Annotated in this window: 14 protein-coding genes and 3 tRNA genes; 7 read left to right on the plus strand and 10 right to left on the minus strand. The window is 70.9% G+C overall.

Annotated elements, in window-relative coordinates:
* The first annotated feature begins 81 nt into the window (after positions 1–81).
* Positions 82–774 carry an alpha/beta hydrolase gene (locus ACFZDL_RS31445; RefSeq protein ID WP_353593939.1) on the plus strand — a complete coding sequence of 231 codons (693 nt, stop codon included), beginning with the start codon at positions 82–84 and terminating at the stop codon, positions 772–774.
* On the opposite strand, the gene ACFZDL_RS31450 is transcribed toward ACFZDL_RS31445, so the two are convergent.
* The 8 genes from ACFZDL_RS31450 to ACFZDL_RS31485 form a co-directional block, all read right to left on the minus strand.
* Positions 771–1,391: a response regulator transcription factor gene (locus tag ACFZDL_RS31450; RefSeq protein ID WP_353593938.1), complete on the minus strand. Its 621-nt coding sequence runs from the start codon at positions 1,389–1,391 to the stop codon at positions 771–773. The genes ACFZDL_RS31445 and ACFZDL_RS31450 overlap by 4 nt on opposite strands.
* Positions 1,388–2,644, minus strand: a complete 1,257-nt coding sequence (locus ACFZDL_RS31455) for a histidine kinase (protein WP_353593937.1) — start codon at positions 2,642–2,644, stop codon at positions 1,388–1,390. Before ACFZDL_RS31455 ends, ACFZDL_RS31450 begins: the two co-directional genes overlap by 4 nt.
* Before the next feature lie 66 nt (positions 2,645–2,710).
* On the minus strand, positions 2,711–3,526 hold the full coding sequence (locus ACFZDL_RS31460) for an ABC transporter permease (protein WP_353593936.1): 816 nt from the start codon (positions 3,524–3,526) through the stop codon (positions 2,711–2,713).
* On the minus strand, positions 3,523–4,515 hold the full coding sequence (locus tag ACFZDL_RS31465; RefSeq protein ID WP_353593935.1) for an ABC transporter ATP-binding protein: 993 nt from the start codon (positions 4,513–4,515) through the stop codon (positions 3,523–3,525). The genes ACFZDL_RS31460 and ACFZDL_RS31465 overlap by 4 nt, the downstream gene beginning before the upstream one ends.
* A gap of 141 nt (positions 4,516–4,656) precedes the next feature.
* Positions 4,657–4,732: transfer RNA gene (locus ACFZDL_RS31470), tRNA-Gly, on the minus strand.
* A 78-nt stretch (positions 4,733–4,810) separates the two neighbouring features.
* Positions 4,811–4,882 (minus strand) — tRNA-Gly (locus tag ACFZDL_RS31475).
* A gap of 80 nt (positions 4,883–4,962) precedes the next feature.
* A tRNA-Gly gene (locus ACFZDL_RS31480) sits at positions 4,963–5,034 on the minus strand.
* A 98-nt stretch (positions 5,035–5,132) separates the two neighbouring features.
* A complete protein-coding gene (locus ACFZDL_RS31485) occupies positions 5,133–5,450 on the minus strand; it encodes an Lsr2 family protein (protein ID WP_353593934.1) in 318 nt (105 codons plus the stop codon).
* 307 nt (positions 5,451–5,757) lie between these two features.
* Here ACFZDL_RS31485 and purS point away from each other — a divergent pair, with 307 nt between their 5' ends.
* Genes purS through purL form a run of 3 tightly spaced genes read left to right on the plus strand, consistent with a single transcriptional unit; the run spans position 5,758 to position 8,968 of the window.
* Positions 5,758–6,045, plus strand: a complete 288-nt coding sequence (purS, locus tag ACFZDL_RS31490) for a phosphoribosylformylglycinamidine synthase subunit PurS (protein ID WP_353593933.1) — start codon at positions 5,758–5,760, stop codon at positions 6,043–6,045.
* Entirely contained in the window at positions 6,042–6,722 is a 681-nt protein-coding gene (gene purQ / locus ACFZDL_RS31495; RefSeq protein WP_353593932.1) for a phosphoribosylformylglycinamidine synthase subunit PurQ, read from the plus strand. Before purS ends, purQ begins: the two co-directional genes overlap by 4 nt.
* A complete protein-coding gene (purL, locus tag ACFZDL_RS31500) occupies positions 6,719–8,968 on the plus strand; it encodes a phosphoribosylformylglycinamidine synthase subunit PurL (RefSeq protein ID WP_353593931.1) in 2,250 nt (749 codons plus the stop codon). The genes purQ and purL overlap by 4 nt, the downstream gene beginning before the upstream one ends.
* A gap of 99 nt (positions 8,969–9,067) precedes the next feature.
* Here purL and ACFZDL_RS31505 read toward each other — a convergent pair whose 3' ends face one another.
* The gene (locus tag ACFZDL_RS31505; RefSeq protein WP_353593930.1) at positions 9,068–9,463 is read right to left on the minus strand and encodes a nuclear transport factor 2 family protein; all 396 of its coding nucleotides are present in this window, start codon (positions 9,461–9,463) and stop codon (positions 9,068–9,070) included.
* 105 nt (positions 9,464–9,568) lie between these two features.
* Here ACFZDL_RS31505 and ACFZDL_RS31510 point away from each other — a divergent pair, with 105 nt between their 5' ends.
* From ACFZDL_RS31510 to purM, 3 genes are all read left to right on the plus strand, one after another.
* Positions 9,569–10,357, plus strand: coding sequence for a sterol carrier family protein (locus ACFZDL_RS31510; RefSeq protein ID WP_353593929.1), 789 nt, complete (start codon positions 9,569–9,571; stop codon positions 10,355–10,357).
* A gap of 153 nt (positions 10,358–10,510) precedes the next feature.
* Positions 10,511–12,070 carry an amidophosphoribosyltransferase gene (gene purF, locus ACFZDL_RS31515; protein WP_353593928.1) on the plus strand — a complete coding sequence of 520 codons (1,560 nt, stop codon included), beginning with the start codon at positions 10,511–10,513 and terminating at the stop codon, positions 12,068–12,070.
* A gap of 115 nt (positions 12,071–12,185) precedes the next feature.
* Positions 12,186–13,268 (plus strand): phosphoribosylformylglycinamidine cyclo-ligase, encoded by a 1,083-nt coding sequence (purM, locus tag ACFZDL_RS31520; RefSeq protein ID WP_353593927.1) that lies wholly within the window; start codon positions 12,186–12,188, stop codon positions 13,266–13,268.
* A 126-nt stretch (positions 13,269–13,394) separates the two neighbouring features.
* Here purM and ACFZDL_RS31525 read toward each other — a convergent pair whose 3' ends face one another.
* Entirely contained in the window at positions 13,395–13,661 is a 267-nt protein-coding gene (locus ACFZDL_RS31525) for a DUF3073 domain-containing protein (protein ID WP_353593926.1), read from the minus strand.
* Between the last annotated feature and the right edge of the window lie 165 nt (positions 13,662–13,826).

Genomic DNA, 13,826 nt, shown 5'->3' on the forward strand with positions numbered 1-13,826 from the left:
AGGATAACCGGGCAACCGAATGTGTGTACGATTTGATGTTTCGGCTGCGGGCTGCCGGAGCCCTGCGTTACGTTTCCCCGCATGGCTGAATTCGTGCTGGTGCCGGGTGCGTGGCTGGGCTCGTGGGCGTGGGACGAGGTGGTGGAGGAGCTACGGGCGGCCGGGCACGGCGCCCATGCGCTGACGCTGTCCGGAGTGGCCGGGAAGCGGGGCGTGCCGGCCGGGCAGCAGACGCATGTGGCGGACGTCGTCGGCGAGGTCGAGCGCCTCGATCTGCGCGATGTCGTCCTGGTCGGCCACAGCTACTCGGGCATCCCGGTCGGCCAGGCCGCCGAGCGGATCGGCGACCGGCTGGCCCATGTGGTGTTCGTCGACTCCAATGTGCCGGCCGACGGGGAGTCGTTCGTCTCCGGCTGGGCGGAGGGGCGGGAGACGGCCGAGATCGCCGAAAACGGCGGCTTCTGGGCGGTGCCCCCCGCGGCCGACTTCGCCGGTCAGGGCCTCACCGACGAGCAGATCGCCCGCTTCGTCGACCGCGCGACCCCGCACCCGGGCGCCTCCCTGATCGAACCGGCCCGGCTGTCGCGCCCGCTCGGCGAGCTGCCGACGACGTACGTCAAGTGCCTGCTCGACTGGCCCCAGCCGAGCGACGACGTGGTCGAGCTGCTGAAGAGCGAGCGGTGGCGGCTGGTCGAGATGGACACCGGCCACTGGCCGATGTTCTCCCAGCCCCAGGAGCTGGCCCGGATCCTGTGCGAGGCGGCTGCCCGCTAGATCCAGCCGCGCTCGCGCGCCATACGGGCCGCCGCATGGCGGTTCTCGGCCGGGATCTTGGACGCGGCCGAGGACAGGTAGTTGCGTACCGTCCCCTGCGACAGCGCGGCCCGCTGGGCGATCTCCGCGATGGACGCGCCGTCCGCCGCCAGCTCCAGCAGCTCCGCCTCGCGGGCGGTCAGCGGGGAGTCGCCCGCGCTGATCGCGTCGGCCGCGAGGTCGGGGTCGATATAGCGGTTGCCGCCGTGCACCGTGCGGATGATCTCGGCGAGCCGCTGCGCCGACGCGGTCTTGGGCAGAAAGCCCCGCGCCCCGGCCTCAAGCGCCCGCTTGAGATGGCCCGGGCGGCCGTGGCTGGTCACGATCATGGACCGGCAGCCGGGCAGCTCGGCCCGGAGCGAGGCGGCCACCGACACCCCGTCCGCCCCCGGCATCTGCAGATCCAGCACCGCCACGTCGGGCCGGTGCGCCCGGGCCATCGCCAGCGCCTCGGGCCCGGACGCGGCCTCCGCGACGACCAGCAGGTCCTCTTCGAGGGAGAGCAGGGCGGCGAGGGCGCCGCGGATCAGATGCTCGTCATCCGCGAGCAGCACCCGGATCGCGGGCGTCCCGCTCATACGACGACCCCCTCATGCCTGTTGTTCGCCTCGGACCCCTCGTGCCCGTCCAGCGGGAGCTCCGCCCGCAGCCGGTACGTCCCGCCCTCCCCGGGGCCCGACCACAGCGTGCCGCCCAGCGGCGCCAGCCGCTCCCGCAGCCCCTTGAGCCCGTTGCCCGACGCACCGGGCACGCGGTGCCCGTTCTCCGGCACCCCGTCATTCTCCATGAGCAGCACCGCCGTACGGGCGCCGTCCGCCGCCCGCACCATGTCCACCCGCACCGTGCAGCGGGCCGCCTCCGCGTGGCGCAGCACATTGGTCGTGCCCTCGCGCACCACCCACGCCAGCGCCGACCGCACCGCCGAAGCGGGCTGGGTACCTCCGCCTTCGTCCGGGAGCCGGTAGTCGATGCGGCAGTCGACCTTGGCCGCCCGCAGCACCGACCGGGCCCCGGCCAGCTCCACTTGCAGATCCGCCTCCCGGTAGCCGCGCACCACGTCCCGGATCTCCCGCTGCGACTCCTGCGCGATCCGCTGCACCTCCACCATCTGCTCGGCGGCCTCCGGCCGTCCGCGCCGCGCCAGTTGCACCGCCAGCTCGCTCTTGAGCGCGATCACGGCCAGGTTCCGGCCCATCACATCGTGCAGATCGCGGCCGAACCGCAGCCGCTCCTCCGCCACCGCGAGCCGCGCCTGCACCTCGCGGCTCGCGTCCAGCTCCCACATCACCGCCAGCATCCACACCGAGGAGCGGACCGAGAACAGGGACAGGGCGGCCATCAGGAACACCACAGCGACGGACGCCACCGACGTGAAGGGGTCCACCCCCGCGACGGCCGGCACCCCGAACAGCGCGGCGCCGAGCCCCGCGTGTACCAGGGAGAACGCGCGAATGGACAGCAGCAGGGCCCAGCCGACGGAGAACGGCAGCGTGTTCATCGTCGCGGCCGTGACGACCGACGCCCGGTCCCGGGGCTGCTCGGCCAGGATGAGGAGCGCCACCGCGATGCCCAGACCGGCGGCCAGCATCACCGCGGAGAGCGCCATCAGCCCCCGCGGCAGCCCGCCCCCGCGCAGCCGGTGGTCGAGCCCCCGCCGCAGCAGCGGCACCGACAGCGCGCACCCGGCGAGCGCCAGGCCGAGGTGCGTCCAGGCCAGCCCGTGCACCGGCTGGGCCAGCCGCAGCCTGCTGGGCAGCCGGCCCGTCATGGAAAACACCATGATCCAGGGCAGCCCGTACAGCGTCCAGCGTGTGGACAGCTCCACGCGCATCTGCCGACTGCGCCGCTTCCATCGGCGTATCACCGACCCCGCCCCCTCCACGCCCCTCAAGACCGGTCAGCGCCGCGGCTCCCAGGGGAACCGCCGGCGTACGGTCCACCCTGCCAGGGCCGTCCAGGCCACCGCCGTGGCCAGGGCCCTCAGCGCCTCGCCGACGCCCATCCCGCCGGTCCACCCGGCCCGTACGAGGTCGACCACCGGGGTCAGCGGCGCCCACTCGCACACCGCCGCCACCCGGTCCGGCATGACGTCGAGCGGTACGAACAGACCCGAGGCCAGCATCGACACCAGCATCACCGGCATGGGGGTCAGCTGCGCGGACTCCGCGGTCCTGGTGAAGACCGCGGTCGCGGCGGCCAGCGCGACCATCAGGGCCAGACCTGCCACCACCCCGAGCACGGCCAGATGCGGCGCCTTCGGCATCGGCGCGTCAAGCGCCGGGCCCACCGCGGCGACCATCAGCACGCACTGCACCAGCCCCATCAGCACGGCGGGCAGCGCCGCCCCGGCCAGGATCTCCGGGTCGGTCAGCTCACCGGCACGCAGCCGCTTGAGGACCAGTTCCTCGCGCCGGATGACGTAGACGCCCACGAGGTTCATGTAGACGGCCAGGACCAGCGCCAGCCCGATCGAGCCGGGGAGGACCAGCGTGGCCAGGGACAGACCGGTCTTGTCCAGGTCGATGTCGCTGCTGAGGGTGGTCATGCTGAGGGTGAGCGAGCCGGGCAGCAGCAGGGCGTAGGTCAGCGCGGCCTTGTTCCGTACCAGCAGCGTCAGTTCGGCCCGGGCGAGGGAGGCGACGCGCTCCCGCGCGGTCCTGGTGCCGGGCTCGGCGGCCGTCGCGCGGCCGGCGGTGGTGTGGGTCGTGGTCATCGGGCGTCCCCCTTCGCGGTTTCCGGCTTCTCCAGGCCCTGGGCGATATGCAGGAACGCCTCCTCCAGCGACGCCGACCGGGCGTCGAGCCCGCCGAGTTCGAGCCCCTTGTCCCGTGCCCACACCAGCACCTCGGTGGCCGTGCGCTGCAGGTCCCGGGTGCGCAGCCGTACCGTCCACCCGTCCGTCTCGCGCTCCGCGGCGCCGAGCTGGGCGAGCGAGGGCAGGTCGGTGGCCGAGAAGGGGGCCGGGAGCGCGAAGGAGAGCTGCGAGGGCCGCTCGGCCACGATGTCCGCGACCCGTCCGGAGGTGGCGATCCGCCCCCGGTGCATGATCGCGAGCCGGTCGGCCAGCGCCTCGGCCTCCTCCAGGTAGTGCGTGGTCAGCAGCACCGTGGTGCCCTGGTCGCGCAGCGAGCGCACCAGCTCCCAGGTCTCGCGCCGCCCCTCTGCGTCGAGGCCGGTCGTCGGCTCGTCGAGGAAGAGCACGTCCGGGCGGCCGAGCAGCGCGAGCGCCAGGTCCAGCCGGCGCCGCTCCCCGCCGGAGAGCATCTTGACCCGTACGTCCCGGCGCCGGGCCAGCCCCACCAGCTCCAGGGCCTCGCCGACGGGTCGCGCCCCGCTGGTGCACCCGGCCCACAGCCGTACGGTCTCGCCCGCGGTCAGCTCGGACGGGAAGCCGCCCTCCTGCAGCATGACCCCGATCCGCGGCCGGACCTCGGCCCGCTCGCGGTACGGGTCACGGCCCAGCACCCGCACCCGGCCGCCGGTCGGGGCGGCCAGGCCTTCCAGCAGCTCGACGGTGGAGGTCTTCCCGGCGCCGTTCGTGCCGAGCAGCGCGAACAGCTCGCCGTGCGCCACCGAGAAGGAGACGCCGCGTACGGCCTCGAAGCCCTGGGCCGAGGAAGGGCCTGATGCGCGCCCGTACCTGCGCCGGAGTTCTGTGACATCTATCGCGCTGTCGCCCAGCGCACGGTCCCCGTGATCCATGTCTCCAGGCTTCCGGTGGCCGCGGGGCGCGGGTAGTGCGGGCTGTCACGGGCCCGGATGACAAATGTCAGCAAGGGAGATGGGCCACACCGCAGGAAAAGCCTGAAGGCGCCGGTCGATTCGACCGACGCCTTCGGGCCATGGAGCGGACGACGAGATTCGAACTCGCGACCCTCACCTTGGCAAGGTGATGCTCTACCAACTGAGCCACGTCCGCATGCATCCGACCGGCTTTCACCAATCGGCGCGACCATCACTCTACCCCATCCACCGAAGTGGTCGAGGCGAAGATGAGAGCGGGTGACAGGGATCGCACACTGCGCCTCCCCCTTGGAAAGGGGGCGCTCTACTACTGAGCTACACCCGCGTGGCATCCGATCGACCCCGGCCGATCGGCGTGTCCATCACCCTACCCGATCCACCGGAGTGGTTCGGCAAGGTGATGAGAGCGGGTGACAGGGATTGCACACTGCGCCTCCCTCTTGGAAAGAGGGCGCTCTACTACTGAGCTACACCCGCGCGTTCCTCGGGGTTTTGCCTTTCGGCCTCGCCCCTCGGCGTGATCCAGACTCTAGCGGATCACCAGGGTGGGTGTGCAACTCGGCGGTGAGGGGTGTTCAGTTCGACGCGTTGAACGCCTCGTAGACCTTCTTGGGGATCCGGCCGCGCGGCGGGACCTCCATGCCGTGGGACCGCGCCCAGGCGCGGACCGCGGCCGGGTCGGGGGCGACGGAGGTGCGGCGGTAGGCCTTGCCGGAGCGGGACCGCTTGCGGCCCGCTTCCACGTAGGGCTCGAGAAGGCCGCGGAGTTTCTTCGCATTGGCAGCGTTGAGGTCGATCTCGTACGCCTTGCCGTCGAGTCCGAACGAGACCGTCTCCTCCGCCTGACCCCCGTCGATGTCGTCGGAGAGCGTGACTACTACGCGCTGCGCCACGGGATATCGGTCCTTTCGGGCTGCATCGATGCGTTGACGTGCAAAGATGGCAGCTGTCCTGTTGTTAGTGAACAATGCTTTTTCATTTGTACAGCGGCGGGCATTGCATTGTGAAGCCCCGCTAATTCTGCCCGCGTGTCATGCCGCAATCGGGACCATACGTTTTTCCTGGAACTTTCCCCAGTGGATGGCGCCGACGATGCTTAAACGTGACGGAAGGCGAGGCTGAGCTACCCGCGTAGATTTTGGTCCGGGGTACGCTGGGCGAACCGCCTTACGCACCAGCACCACACCACCGGGAGTGCCAGTGGCACGCGTCGTAGTCGACGTCATGCTCAAGCCGGAGATCCTCGACCCCCAGGGACAGGCGGTGCAGCGCGCGCTGCCCCGTCTCGGTTTCGAGGGGATCGCCGACGTCCGTCAGGGCAAGCGCTTTGAACTCGAGGTGGAGGGCCCGGTCGACGACGCCGCCCTCGCCCGCATCCGCGAGATCGCGGAGACCTTCCTCGCCAACACCGTGATCGAGGACTTCACCGTGCGCATCGAGGCCGACCAGGCCGCCGAGGCCGCCCTCGCCGCGAAGGCGGAGTCGTGACCGTACGCGTCGGAGTCGTCACCTTCCCCGGCACGCTCGACGACCGCGACACCCAGCGCGCGGTGCGCGTCGCCGGCCTTGAGGCCGTGCCGCTGTGGCACCGCGACAAGGACCTCAAGCAGGTCGACGCCGTCGTGCTGCCCGGGGGCTTCTCCTATGGCGACTATCTGCGGGCCGGAGCGATCTCCCGCTTCTCGCCGGTAATGGAGTCGGTGATCGAGCAGGCGAAGGCGGGCATGCCCGTCCTTGGCATCTGCAATGGCTTCCAGGTTCTCACCGAGACTCATCTTCTGCCCGGTGCGATGCTGCGGAACAACCATCTGCACTTCATCTGCCGTGATCAGAAGTTGCGAGTGGAAAACGCCGAAACCGACTGGACCCGCTCCTACGAGCAGGGCCAGGAGATCAACATCCCGCTCAAGAACATCGACGGCCGCTATGTGGCCGATGAGCGGGTTCTGGACGAACTCGAAGCCGAGGGCCGCGTCGCCTTCCGTTACGAAGGCTTCAATCCGAACGGCTCGCTGCGCGACATCGCCGGCATCACCAACGAGGCGGGCAATGTCGTCGGCCTCATGCCGCACCCCGAGCACGCCGTCGAGCCGCTGATCGGCACCGGGCGCACCGACGGGCTCGGATTCTTCACCTCGATCCTTAAGAAGCTGGTCGACGCATGAGCCTCGATACCGTCAAGCACGCGGAACAGACCCCGGACGTCCAGCAGCCCTGGGCCGAGCTCGGCCTCAAGCAGGACGAGTACGAGCGCATCCGCGACATCCTCGGCCGCCGCCCGACCGGCGCCGAGCTGGCCATGTACTCCGTGATGTGGTCCGAGCACTGCTCGTACAAGTCGAGCAAGGTCCATCTGCGGCAGTTCGGCGAGAAGGCCCCTTCGAACGACGCGCTGCTCGTCGGCATCGGCGAGAACGCGGGCGTGGTCGACGTCGGCCAGGGCTACGCGGTCACCTTCAAGGTCGAGTCGCACAACCACCCCTCCTACATCGAGCCGTACCAGGGCGCCGCCACCGGCGTCGGCGGCATCGTCCGCGACATCCTCGCCATGGGCGCCCGCCCGGTCGCCGTGATGGACCCGCTGCGCTTCGGCGCCGCCGACCACCCCGACACCAAGCGGGTGCTGCCCGGCGTGGTCGCGGGCATCGGCGGCTACGGCAACTGCCTGGGGCTGCCCAACATCGGCGGCGAGGTCGTCTTCGACCCCTGCTACCAGGGCAACCCGCTGGTCAACGCGCTGTGCGTGGGCGTCATGAAGCACGAGGACATTCACCTCGCCCAGGCCTCGGGCACGGGCAACAAGGTCATCCTCTACGGCGCCCGCACCGGCGGCGACGGCATCGGCGGCGTCTCCGTGCTCGCCTCCGAGACCTTCGATGACACGAAGCCCACCAAGCGCCCCGCCGTCCAGGTCGGCGACCCGTTCCAGGAGAAGCTGCTCATCGAGTGCACCCTGGAGATCTTCAAGGAGAACCTGGTCGCCGGCATCCAGGACCTCGGCGGCGCCGGGCTCTCCTGCGCCACCAGCGAGCTGGCCTCGGCCGGCTCCGGCGGCATGCGCGTCGAGCTGGACACCGTGCCGCTGCGCGACGCGACCCTCTCGCCCGAGGAAATCCTCATGAGCGAGTCGCAGGAACGCATGTGCGCGATCGTCGAGCCCGACAAGGTCGACCGCTTCCTGGAGATCTGCGAGAAGTGGGACGTCATCGCCACCGTCATCGGTGAGGTCACCGAGGGCGAGCGGCTGGAGATCTTCTGGCACGGCGAGCAGATCGTCGACGTCCCGCCGCGCACGGTCGCCCACGAGGGCCCGGTGTACGAGCGCCCCTACGCCCGCCCGGAGTGGCAGGACGCCCTGCAGGCCGACGACGCGAACAAGCTGCAGCGCCCGGCGACCCCCGCCGAGCTGCGCGAGCAGGTCCTCAAGGTCGTCTCCGCGCCGAACCAGGCGTCGAAGTCGTGGATCACCGACCAGTACGACCGCTTCGTGCAGGGCAACACGGTCCTCGCCCAGCCCGAGGACTCCGGCATGGTCCGCATCGACGAGGAGACCGGCCTCGGCGTCGCCGTCGCCACGGACGGCAACGGCCGCTACGCCAAGCTCGACCCGTACGCGGGCGCGCAGCTCGCGCTCGCCGAGGCGTACCGCAATGTCGCTGCCTCCGGCGCCAAGCCGCTGGCGATCTCCGACTGCCTGAACTTCGGCTCGCCCGAGGACCCGGCGGTCATGTGGCAGTTCGCCGAGGCCACCCGTGGTCTGGCCGACGGCTGTCTGACCCTGGGCACCCCGGTCACCGGCGGCAATGTCTCCCTCTACAACCAGACCGGGGACGTGGCCATCCACCCGACGCCGGTCGTCGCCGTCCTCGGCGTGATCGACGATGTGGCGCGCCGCACCCCGATCGCCTTCGCGGACGAGGGCCACCTGCTGTACCTGCTCGGTGACACCGAGGAGGAGTTCGGCGGCTCGGCCTGGTCGCAGACCGTCCATGACCACCTCGGCGGGCTGCCGCCGAAGGTGGACCTGGAGCGCGAGCGGCTGCTCGGCGAGATCCTGATCTCGGCCTCGCGTGACGGCATGGTCGACGCGGCGCACGACCTGTCCGACGGCGGTCTGATCCAGGCCCTCGTCGAGTCGTGTCTGCGCGGCGGGAAGGGCGCCCGGATCGTGGTGCCCGACGGGATTGACCCGTTCGTCTTCCTGCTGTCGGAGTCGGCGGGCCGGGCCGTGGTGGCCGTTCCGCGCAGCGAGGAAGTCCGCTTCAACGACATGTGCGGGGCGCGGGGGCTTCCGGCGGCCCGGATCGGTGTGGTGGACGGGGACGCGATCGACGTCCAGGGCCAGTTCAGCATTCCGCTGGCGGAGCTCAAGGGGGCCCACGAGGCGACGATCCCGGGCCTGCTCGCCTGAGATCTCGCCTGACCGTCGCCTGATCCTCGTCTGAGACACAGAACAAGCCCCGTTCCCTGCCGTCACACAGGGAGCGGGGCGGTTTCATGGCGGTGGCGGTCAGCTCCAGAACGCGTTCGAGGCGTCGATGTCCTCGTGGCACTCGTCGATGTCGCTGATCTTCCCGCCGACGATCGTGAAGAACAGGCCTTCCTTCATGTCGAGGCCGCGGTCCTCGCGCTCCGCGCGGCACCGGTGCACGGAGATCACATGGCCGCGCCCGTCGGCCGCCAGCGTCTCGAGTTCGACGCGCAGGGTGCCGCCGGTGACGTCGTACTGGCGGCGGTACAGCTGGACGCAGGCCTCGCGGCCCTTGTGATGTCCGGATATGGAGCTCTCGCCGGGGACGTGGTGGGTCACATCGGCGGTCAGCAGCTCGGCCAGGGTGTCCATGTCGCCGCTGGTGAACGCTTGGTAGCCGCGGCGGATCAGGGCGCAATCCGGGTGCTCACCCATGGTGGTTCACGCCTTTCGTGCTGGTTCCTCTCGCCTTCTCCTCCATCTTCTGCCGCCGCCTCCGGGCTGTCCACGGCCCCATGGCCCCTCGATAAGCTCGGCCGCATGCCTTCCCGCGCCCGCGCCCGCACCTATGACCCGGCCAAGACGCGCGCCGCCGTGACCGCGCAGTTCGAGCACGTACGGGAGGTGGTCCGCGGCCTGGACGAGGAGCGGCTGGGCGCCCCGACCCGGCTCGGCGGCTGGACGGTCCGCGAGCTGGTCGCGCATCTGTCGATGGCCGTGGGGGCGGTCGTCCGCCATCTGGAGCAGCCCCCGCCGCCCGCGCGGGAGGTCACCGCCACCGGCTGGGTGGCCGCGACGGCCGCGCTCGGTGGGGATATCGACGAGGACACCCGCGCACTCGCGGCGGGCGCGGAGCCGGCCGAGCTGCTGGACCGGGCGGCCGCGCGCTTCGCCGAGCTGGTGCCCCAGGCCCCGGGCGACCGGCTTCTGGCGGCCCGGGTGGGGGCGATACGGCTCGACGACTTCCTCGTCACGCGCTGTGTCGAGCTGGTCGTGCACACCGACGACCTGGCGGCCGCGCTCGGCGCCTCCCTCCCGTACGACCGGCAGGCCCTGGCCGCCGCCACACGGCTGCTCGCCGACGCGCTCGCGGCGAAGGCGCCGGGGGGCTCGGTCGAGGTCCGCGTCCCGCCGTACGCGGTCGTGCAGTGCGTCGAGGGCCCGCGGCACACCCGCGGCACGCCCCCGAACGTCGTGGAGACGGCCCCGCTGACCTGGATCCGCCTCGCCACCGGCCGTCTGGGCTGGGCCGAGGCCGTCGAGGAGGCCGAGGTCACGGCCAGCGGCGAGCGCGCCGACCTCGCGCCCCACCTGCCGCTGCTGGGCTGACGGGACGCGGCGTTCGAGAGGGCGTCCGGAGGCCTCGGCGGGCCTTCGGGGGGCCTTCGGGGGCCTTCTGGAAGGTCTTCCGGGAATGTGACTTACGCCCCCCTCGCGGTCCCTCGTTCGGAGGTGCGGCGGAACTGGCCTAGACTCGATGCCGTGCCACGTGGTGACGGACGACTCAGCCACGACCTGCTCCCCGGAGAGAAGGGCCCCCAAGACGCGTGTGGCGTCTTCGGAGTCTGGGCTCCGGGCGAAGAGGTCGCCAAACTCACCTATTTCGGGCTGTACGCACTGCAGCACCGTGGACAGGAGTCCGCGGGCATCGCGGTGAGCAACGGCTCCCAGATCCTCGTCTTCAAGGACATGGGCCTGGTCTCCCAGGTCTTCGACGAGACTTCCCTCAGCTCCCTCCAAGGACACATCGCGGTCGGTCACGCCCGCTACTCCACCACCGGTGCCTCGGTGTGGGAGAACGCGCAGCCGACCTTCCGCGCGACCGCCCATGGCTCGATCGCGCTGGGCCACAACGGAAACCTGGTCAACACCGCCCAGCTCGCCGAGATGGTCGCGGCGCTGCCCCGGGACAACGGCCGCGCCACCCAGGTCGCCGCGACCAACGACACCGACCTGGTCACCGCCCTGCTCGCGGGGCAGGTCGACCCGGACGGCAAGGCGCTGACCGTCGAGCAGTCGGCTCCGATCGTGCTGCCCGAAGTCAAGGGCGCTTTCAGCCTCGTCTTCATGGACGAGCAGACCCTGTACGCGGCCCGTGATCCGCAGGGCATCCGCCCGCTGGTCCTCGGCCGTCTGGAGCGCGGCTGGGTGGTGGCCTCCGAGACCGCCGCCCTGGACATCGTCGGCGCCTCGTTCATCCGGGAGATCGAGCCCGGCGAGATGGTGGCGATCGACGAGAACGGGCTGCGCTCGACGATGTTCGCGGAGCCGCGCCCCAAGGGCTGCGTCTTCGAGTACGTCTATCTGGCCCGCCCGGACACCGACATCGCCGGCCGGAACGTGTATCTGTCCCGGGTGGAGATGGGCCGCCGGCTGGCCGCCGAGGCCCCGGCCGACGCCGATCTGGTGATAGCCACTCCGGAGTCCGGCACCCCGGCCGCCGTGGGCTACGCGGAGGCCAGCGGGATTCCGTACGGCTCGGGGCTGGTCAAGAACGCGTATGTGGGCCGGACCTTCATCCAGCCCTCGCAGACCATCCGCCAGCTGGGTATCCGGCTCAAGCTGAACCCGCTGAAGGAGGTCATCCGCGGCAAGCGCCTGGTGGTCGTCGACGACTCGATCGTCCGCGGCAACACCCAGCGCGCGCTGGTGCGGATGTTGCGCGAGGCCGGGGCGGCGGAGGTGCACATCCGCATCAGCAGCCCGCCCATCAAGTGGCCGTGCTTCTTCGGCATCGACTTCGCGACCCGCGCCGAGCTGATCGCCAACGGGCTGTCGGTCGAGGAGATCGGCAAGTCGCTGGGCGCGGACTCGCTCGCGTACATCTCCACGGACGGCATGATCGAGGCGACCACGATCGCCAAGGGGAACCTGTGCCGGGCCTGCTTCGACGGTGAGTACCCGATGGAGCTCCCGGACCCCGAGCTGCTCGGCAAGCACCTGCTGGAGGCCGAGACGCAGACGCCCAGCCGCAGCGACGCGGACGGTGTGGCGACGCTCACCGCGGGCGTCGGCGGCGCGGACGCGCTGCGGCGTCCCTAGTCGGTCGGCCGGTCGTCGGGCGGCCGGTCCCAGCCGGGGCCGGCCGTACGCCCCAGTGCGCGCGGAGAGCGCCCACGAGCCCCCTTTTCACCACCACACGAAAGATCTCAACGTCATGTCTGAGCCTTCCCCGGGCGCGGCCGGGTCCACGTACGCGAGCGCGGGCGTCGACATCGAGGCGGGCGACCGCGCGGTCGAGCTGATGAAGGAGTGGGTGAAGAAGGCCACGCGCCCCGAGGTCGTGGGCGGCCTCGGCGGCTTCTCCGGGCTCTTCGACGCCTCCGCCCTCAAGCGCTACGAGCGGCCGCTGCTGGCCTCGGCCACCGACGGGGTCGGCACCAAGGTGGACCTCGCGCGCCGGATGGGCGTCTACGACACCATCGGCCGCGACCTGGTCGGCATGGTCGTGGACGACCTGGTGGTCTGCGGCGCCGAGCCGCTGTTCATGACCGACTACATCTGCGTCGGCAAGGTGTACCCGGAGCGGGTCGCCGCCATCGTCAAGGGCATCGCCGAGGGGTGTGTGCTGGCGGGCTGTGCGCTGGTGGGCGGCGAGACCGCCGAGCACCCGGGGCTGCTGGGCGCCGACGAGTTCGATGTGGCCGGCGCCGGTACGGGCGTGGTCGAGGCCGACCGGGTGCTGGGCGCGGATCGCATCCGGACGGGTGACGCCGTGATCGCCATGGAGTCGTCCGGACTTCACTCGAACGGGTACTCACTCGTGCGCCATGTGCTCTTCGAGCGGGCCGGCTGGTCGCTGGACCGGGAGGTTCCGGAGCTCGGCCGGACGCTGGGGGAGGAGCTGCTGGAGCCCACCCGGATCTACTCGCTGGACTGTCTGGCCCTCACCCGGACCACCGAGGTGCACGCCTTCTCGCACATCACCGGCGGCGGGCTGGCGAACAACCTGGCGCGGGTCGTCCCGGACGCGCTGCACGCGGTGGTCGACCGCTCCACCTGGACCCCGGGCCCGGTCTTCGGCCTGGTGGGGACGGCGGGCTCGGTCGAGCGTGCGGAGCTGGAGAAGACCCTGAACATGGGCGTCGGCATGATCGCCGTCGTGCCCGGGGAGTCGGTCGACGTGGCGCTGGCCACACTCGCGGACCGCGGCGTCGGGGCATGGGTCAGCGGCGAGATCGTCGAGCGGACCGCCGAGCACACCGGGGCGGTGTCCATGATCGGCGACTACGCGAGCTGACGGCGAGCCGAGCGTGAAGACGGCGCCGACCGTGAAGACAGCACAGAAGCCGGTCCGAGGCGGATGCCCCGGACCGGCAGAAGTGCGGCTCGCAGCCGAGCGCCTGAAGCGACCGATAAGGAATGGTCAGGCGCGACGACGCTGCGCGGACGGACCCGACTGCTCGTCGGCGTCGTCATCGGCGTCGTCATCACCGGTGTTGTACAGATCCGCGTACTGTGCGTACGGGTCGTTGTCCAGCTCATCGTCTTCGAACCGCTCGCCATTCGGCGGCTGGCTCGATGTCGATGCGCCCAGCTCCTCAGCCAGGCGTGAGAGGTCCGTCCCACCGCTGTTGTACTTCAGCTGGCGGGCGACCTTCGTCTGCTTGGCCTTGGCCCGGCCGCGCCCCATGGCTCGACCCCCTCAACGACGGGGCTCGACGGCCCCAGAGTCTTGACACGCGTTCACGTTCATAATTCAGAGCGGACTCTCGAAAGAGAACCCGGCCCGTAGGGCTTCAACGGTACCTGCTTCTGTGGCCATACGGTACGTCGCCCGCATGACGTGCCACGCCGC

The sequence above is a fragment of the Streptomyces sp. NPDC007917 genome (assembly GCF_042959105.1).
In the GTDB taxonomy this organism is placed as follows: domain Bacteria; phylum Actinomycetota; class Actinomycetes; order Streptomycetales; family Streptomycetaceae; genus Streptomyces.

Coding starts and splice junctions, on each gene's coding strand:
- purL (WP_353593931.1), top strand. CDS start 6,719: ATGAGCCTCGATACCGTCAAGCACGCGGAACAGACCCCGGACGTCCAG.
- ACFZDL_RS31460 (WP_353593936.1), bottom strand. CDS start 3,526: ATGACCACGACCCACACCACCGCCGGCCGCGCGACGGCCGCCGAGCCC.
- ACFZDL_RS31465 (WP_353593935.1), bottom strand. CDS start 4,515: ATGGATCACGGGGACCGTGCGCTGGGCGACAGCGCGATAGATGTCACA.
- ACFZDL_RS31445 (WP_353593939.1), top strand. CDS start 82: ATGGCTGAATTCGTGCTGGTGCCGGGTGCGTGGCTGGGCTCGTGGGCG.
- ACFZDL_RS31525 (WP_353593926.1), bottom strand. CDS start 13,661: ATGGGGCGCGGCCGGGCCAAGGCCAAGCAGACGAAGGTCGCCCGCCAG.
- ACFZDL_RS31455 (WP_353593937.1), bottom strand. CDS start 2,644: ATGCGCGTGGAGCTGTCCACACGCTGGACGCTGTACGGGCTGCCCTGG.
- ACFZDL_RS31510 (WP_353593929.1), top strand. CDS start 9,569: ATGCCTTCCCGCGCCCGCGCCCGCACCTATGACCCGGCCAAGACGCGC.
- ACFZDL_RS31450 (WP_353593938.1), bottom strand. CDS start 1,391: ATGAGCGGGACGCCCGCGATCCGGGTGCTGCTCGCGGATGACGAGCAT.
- purM (WP_353593927.1), top strand. CDS start 12,186: ATGTCTGAGCCTTCCCCGGGCGCGGCCGGGTCCACGTACGCGAGCGCG.
- ACFZDL_RS31505 (WP_353593930.1), bottom strand. CDS start 9,463: ATGGGTGAGCACCCGGATTGCGCCCTGATCCGCCGCGGCTACCAAGCG.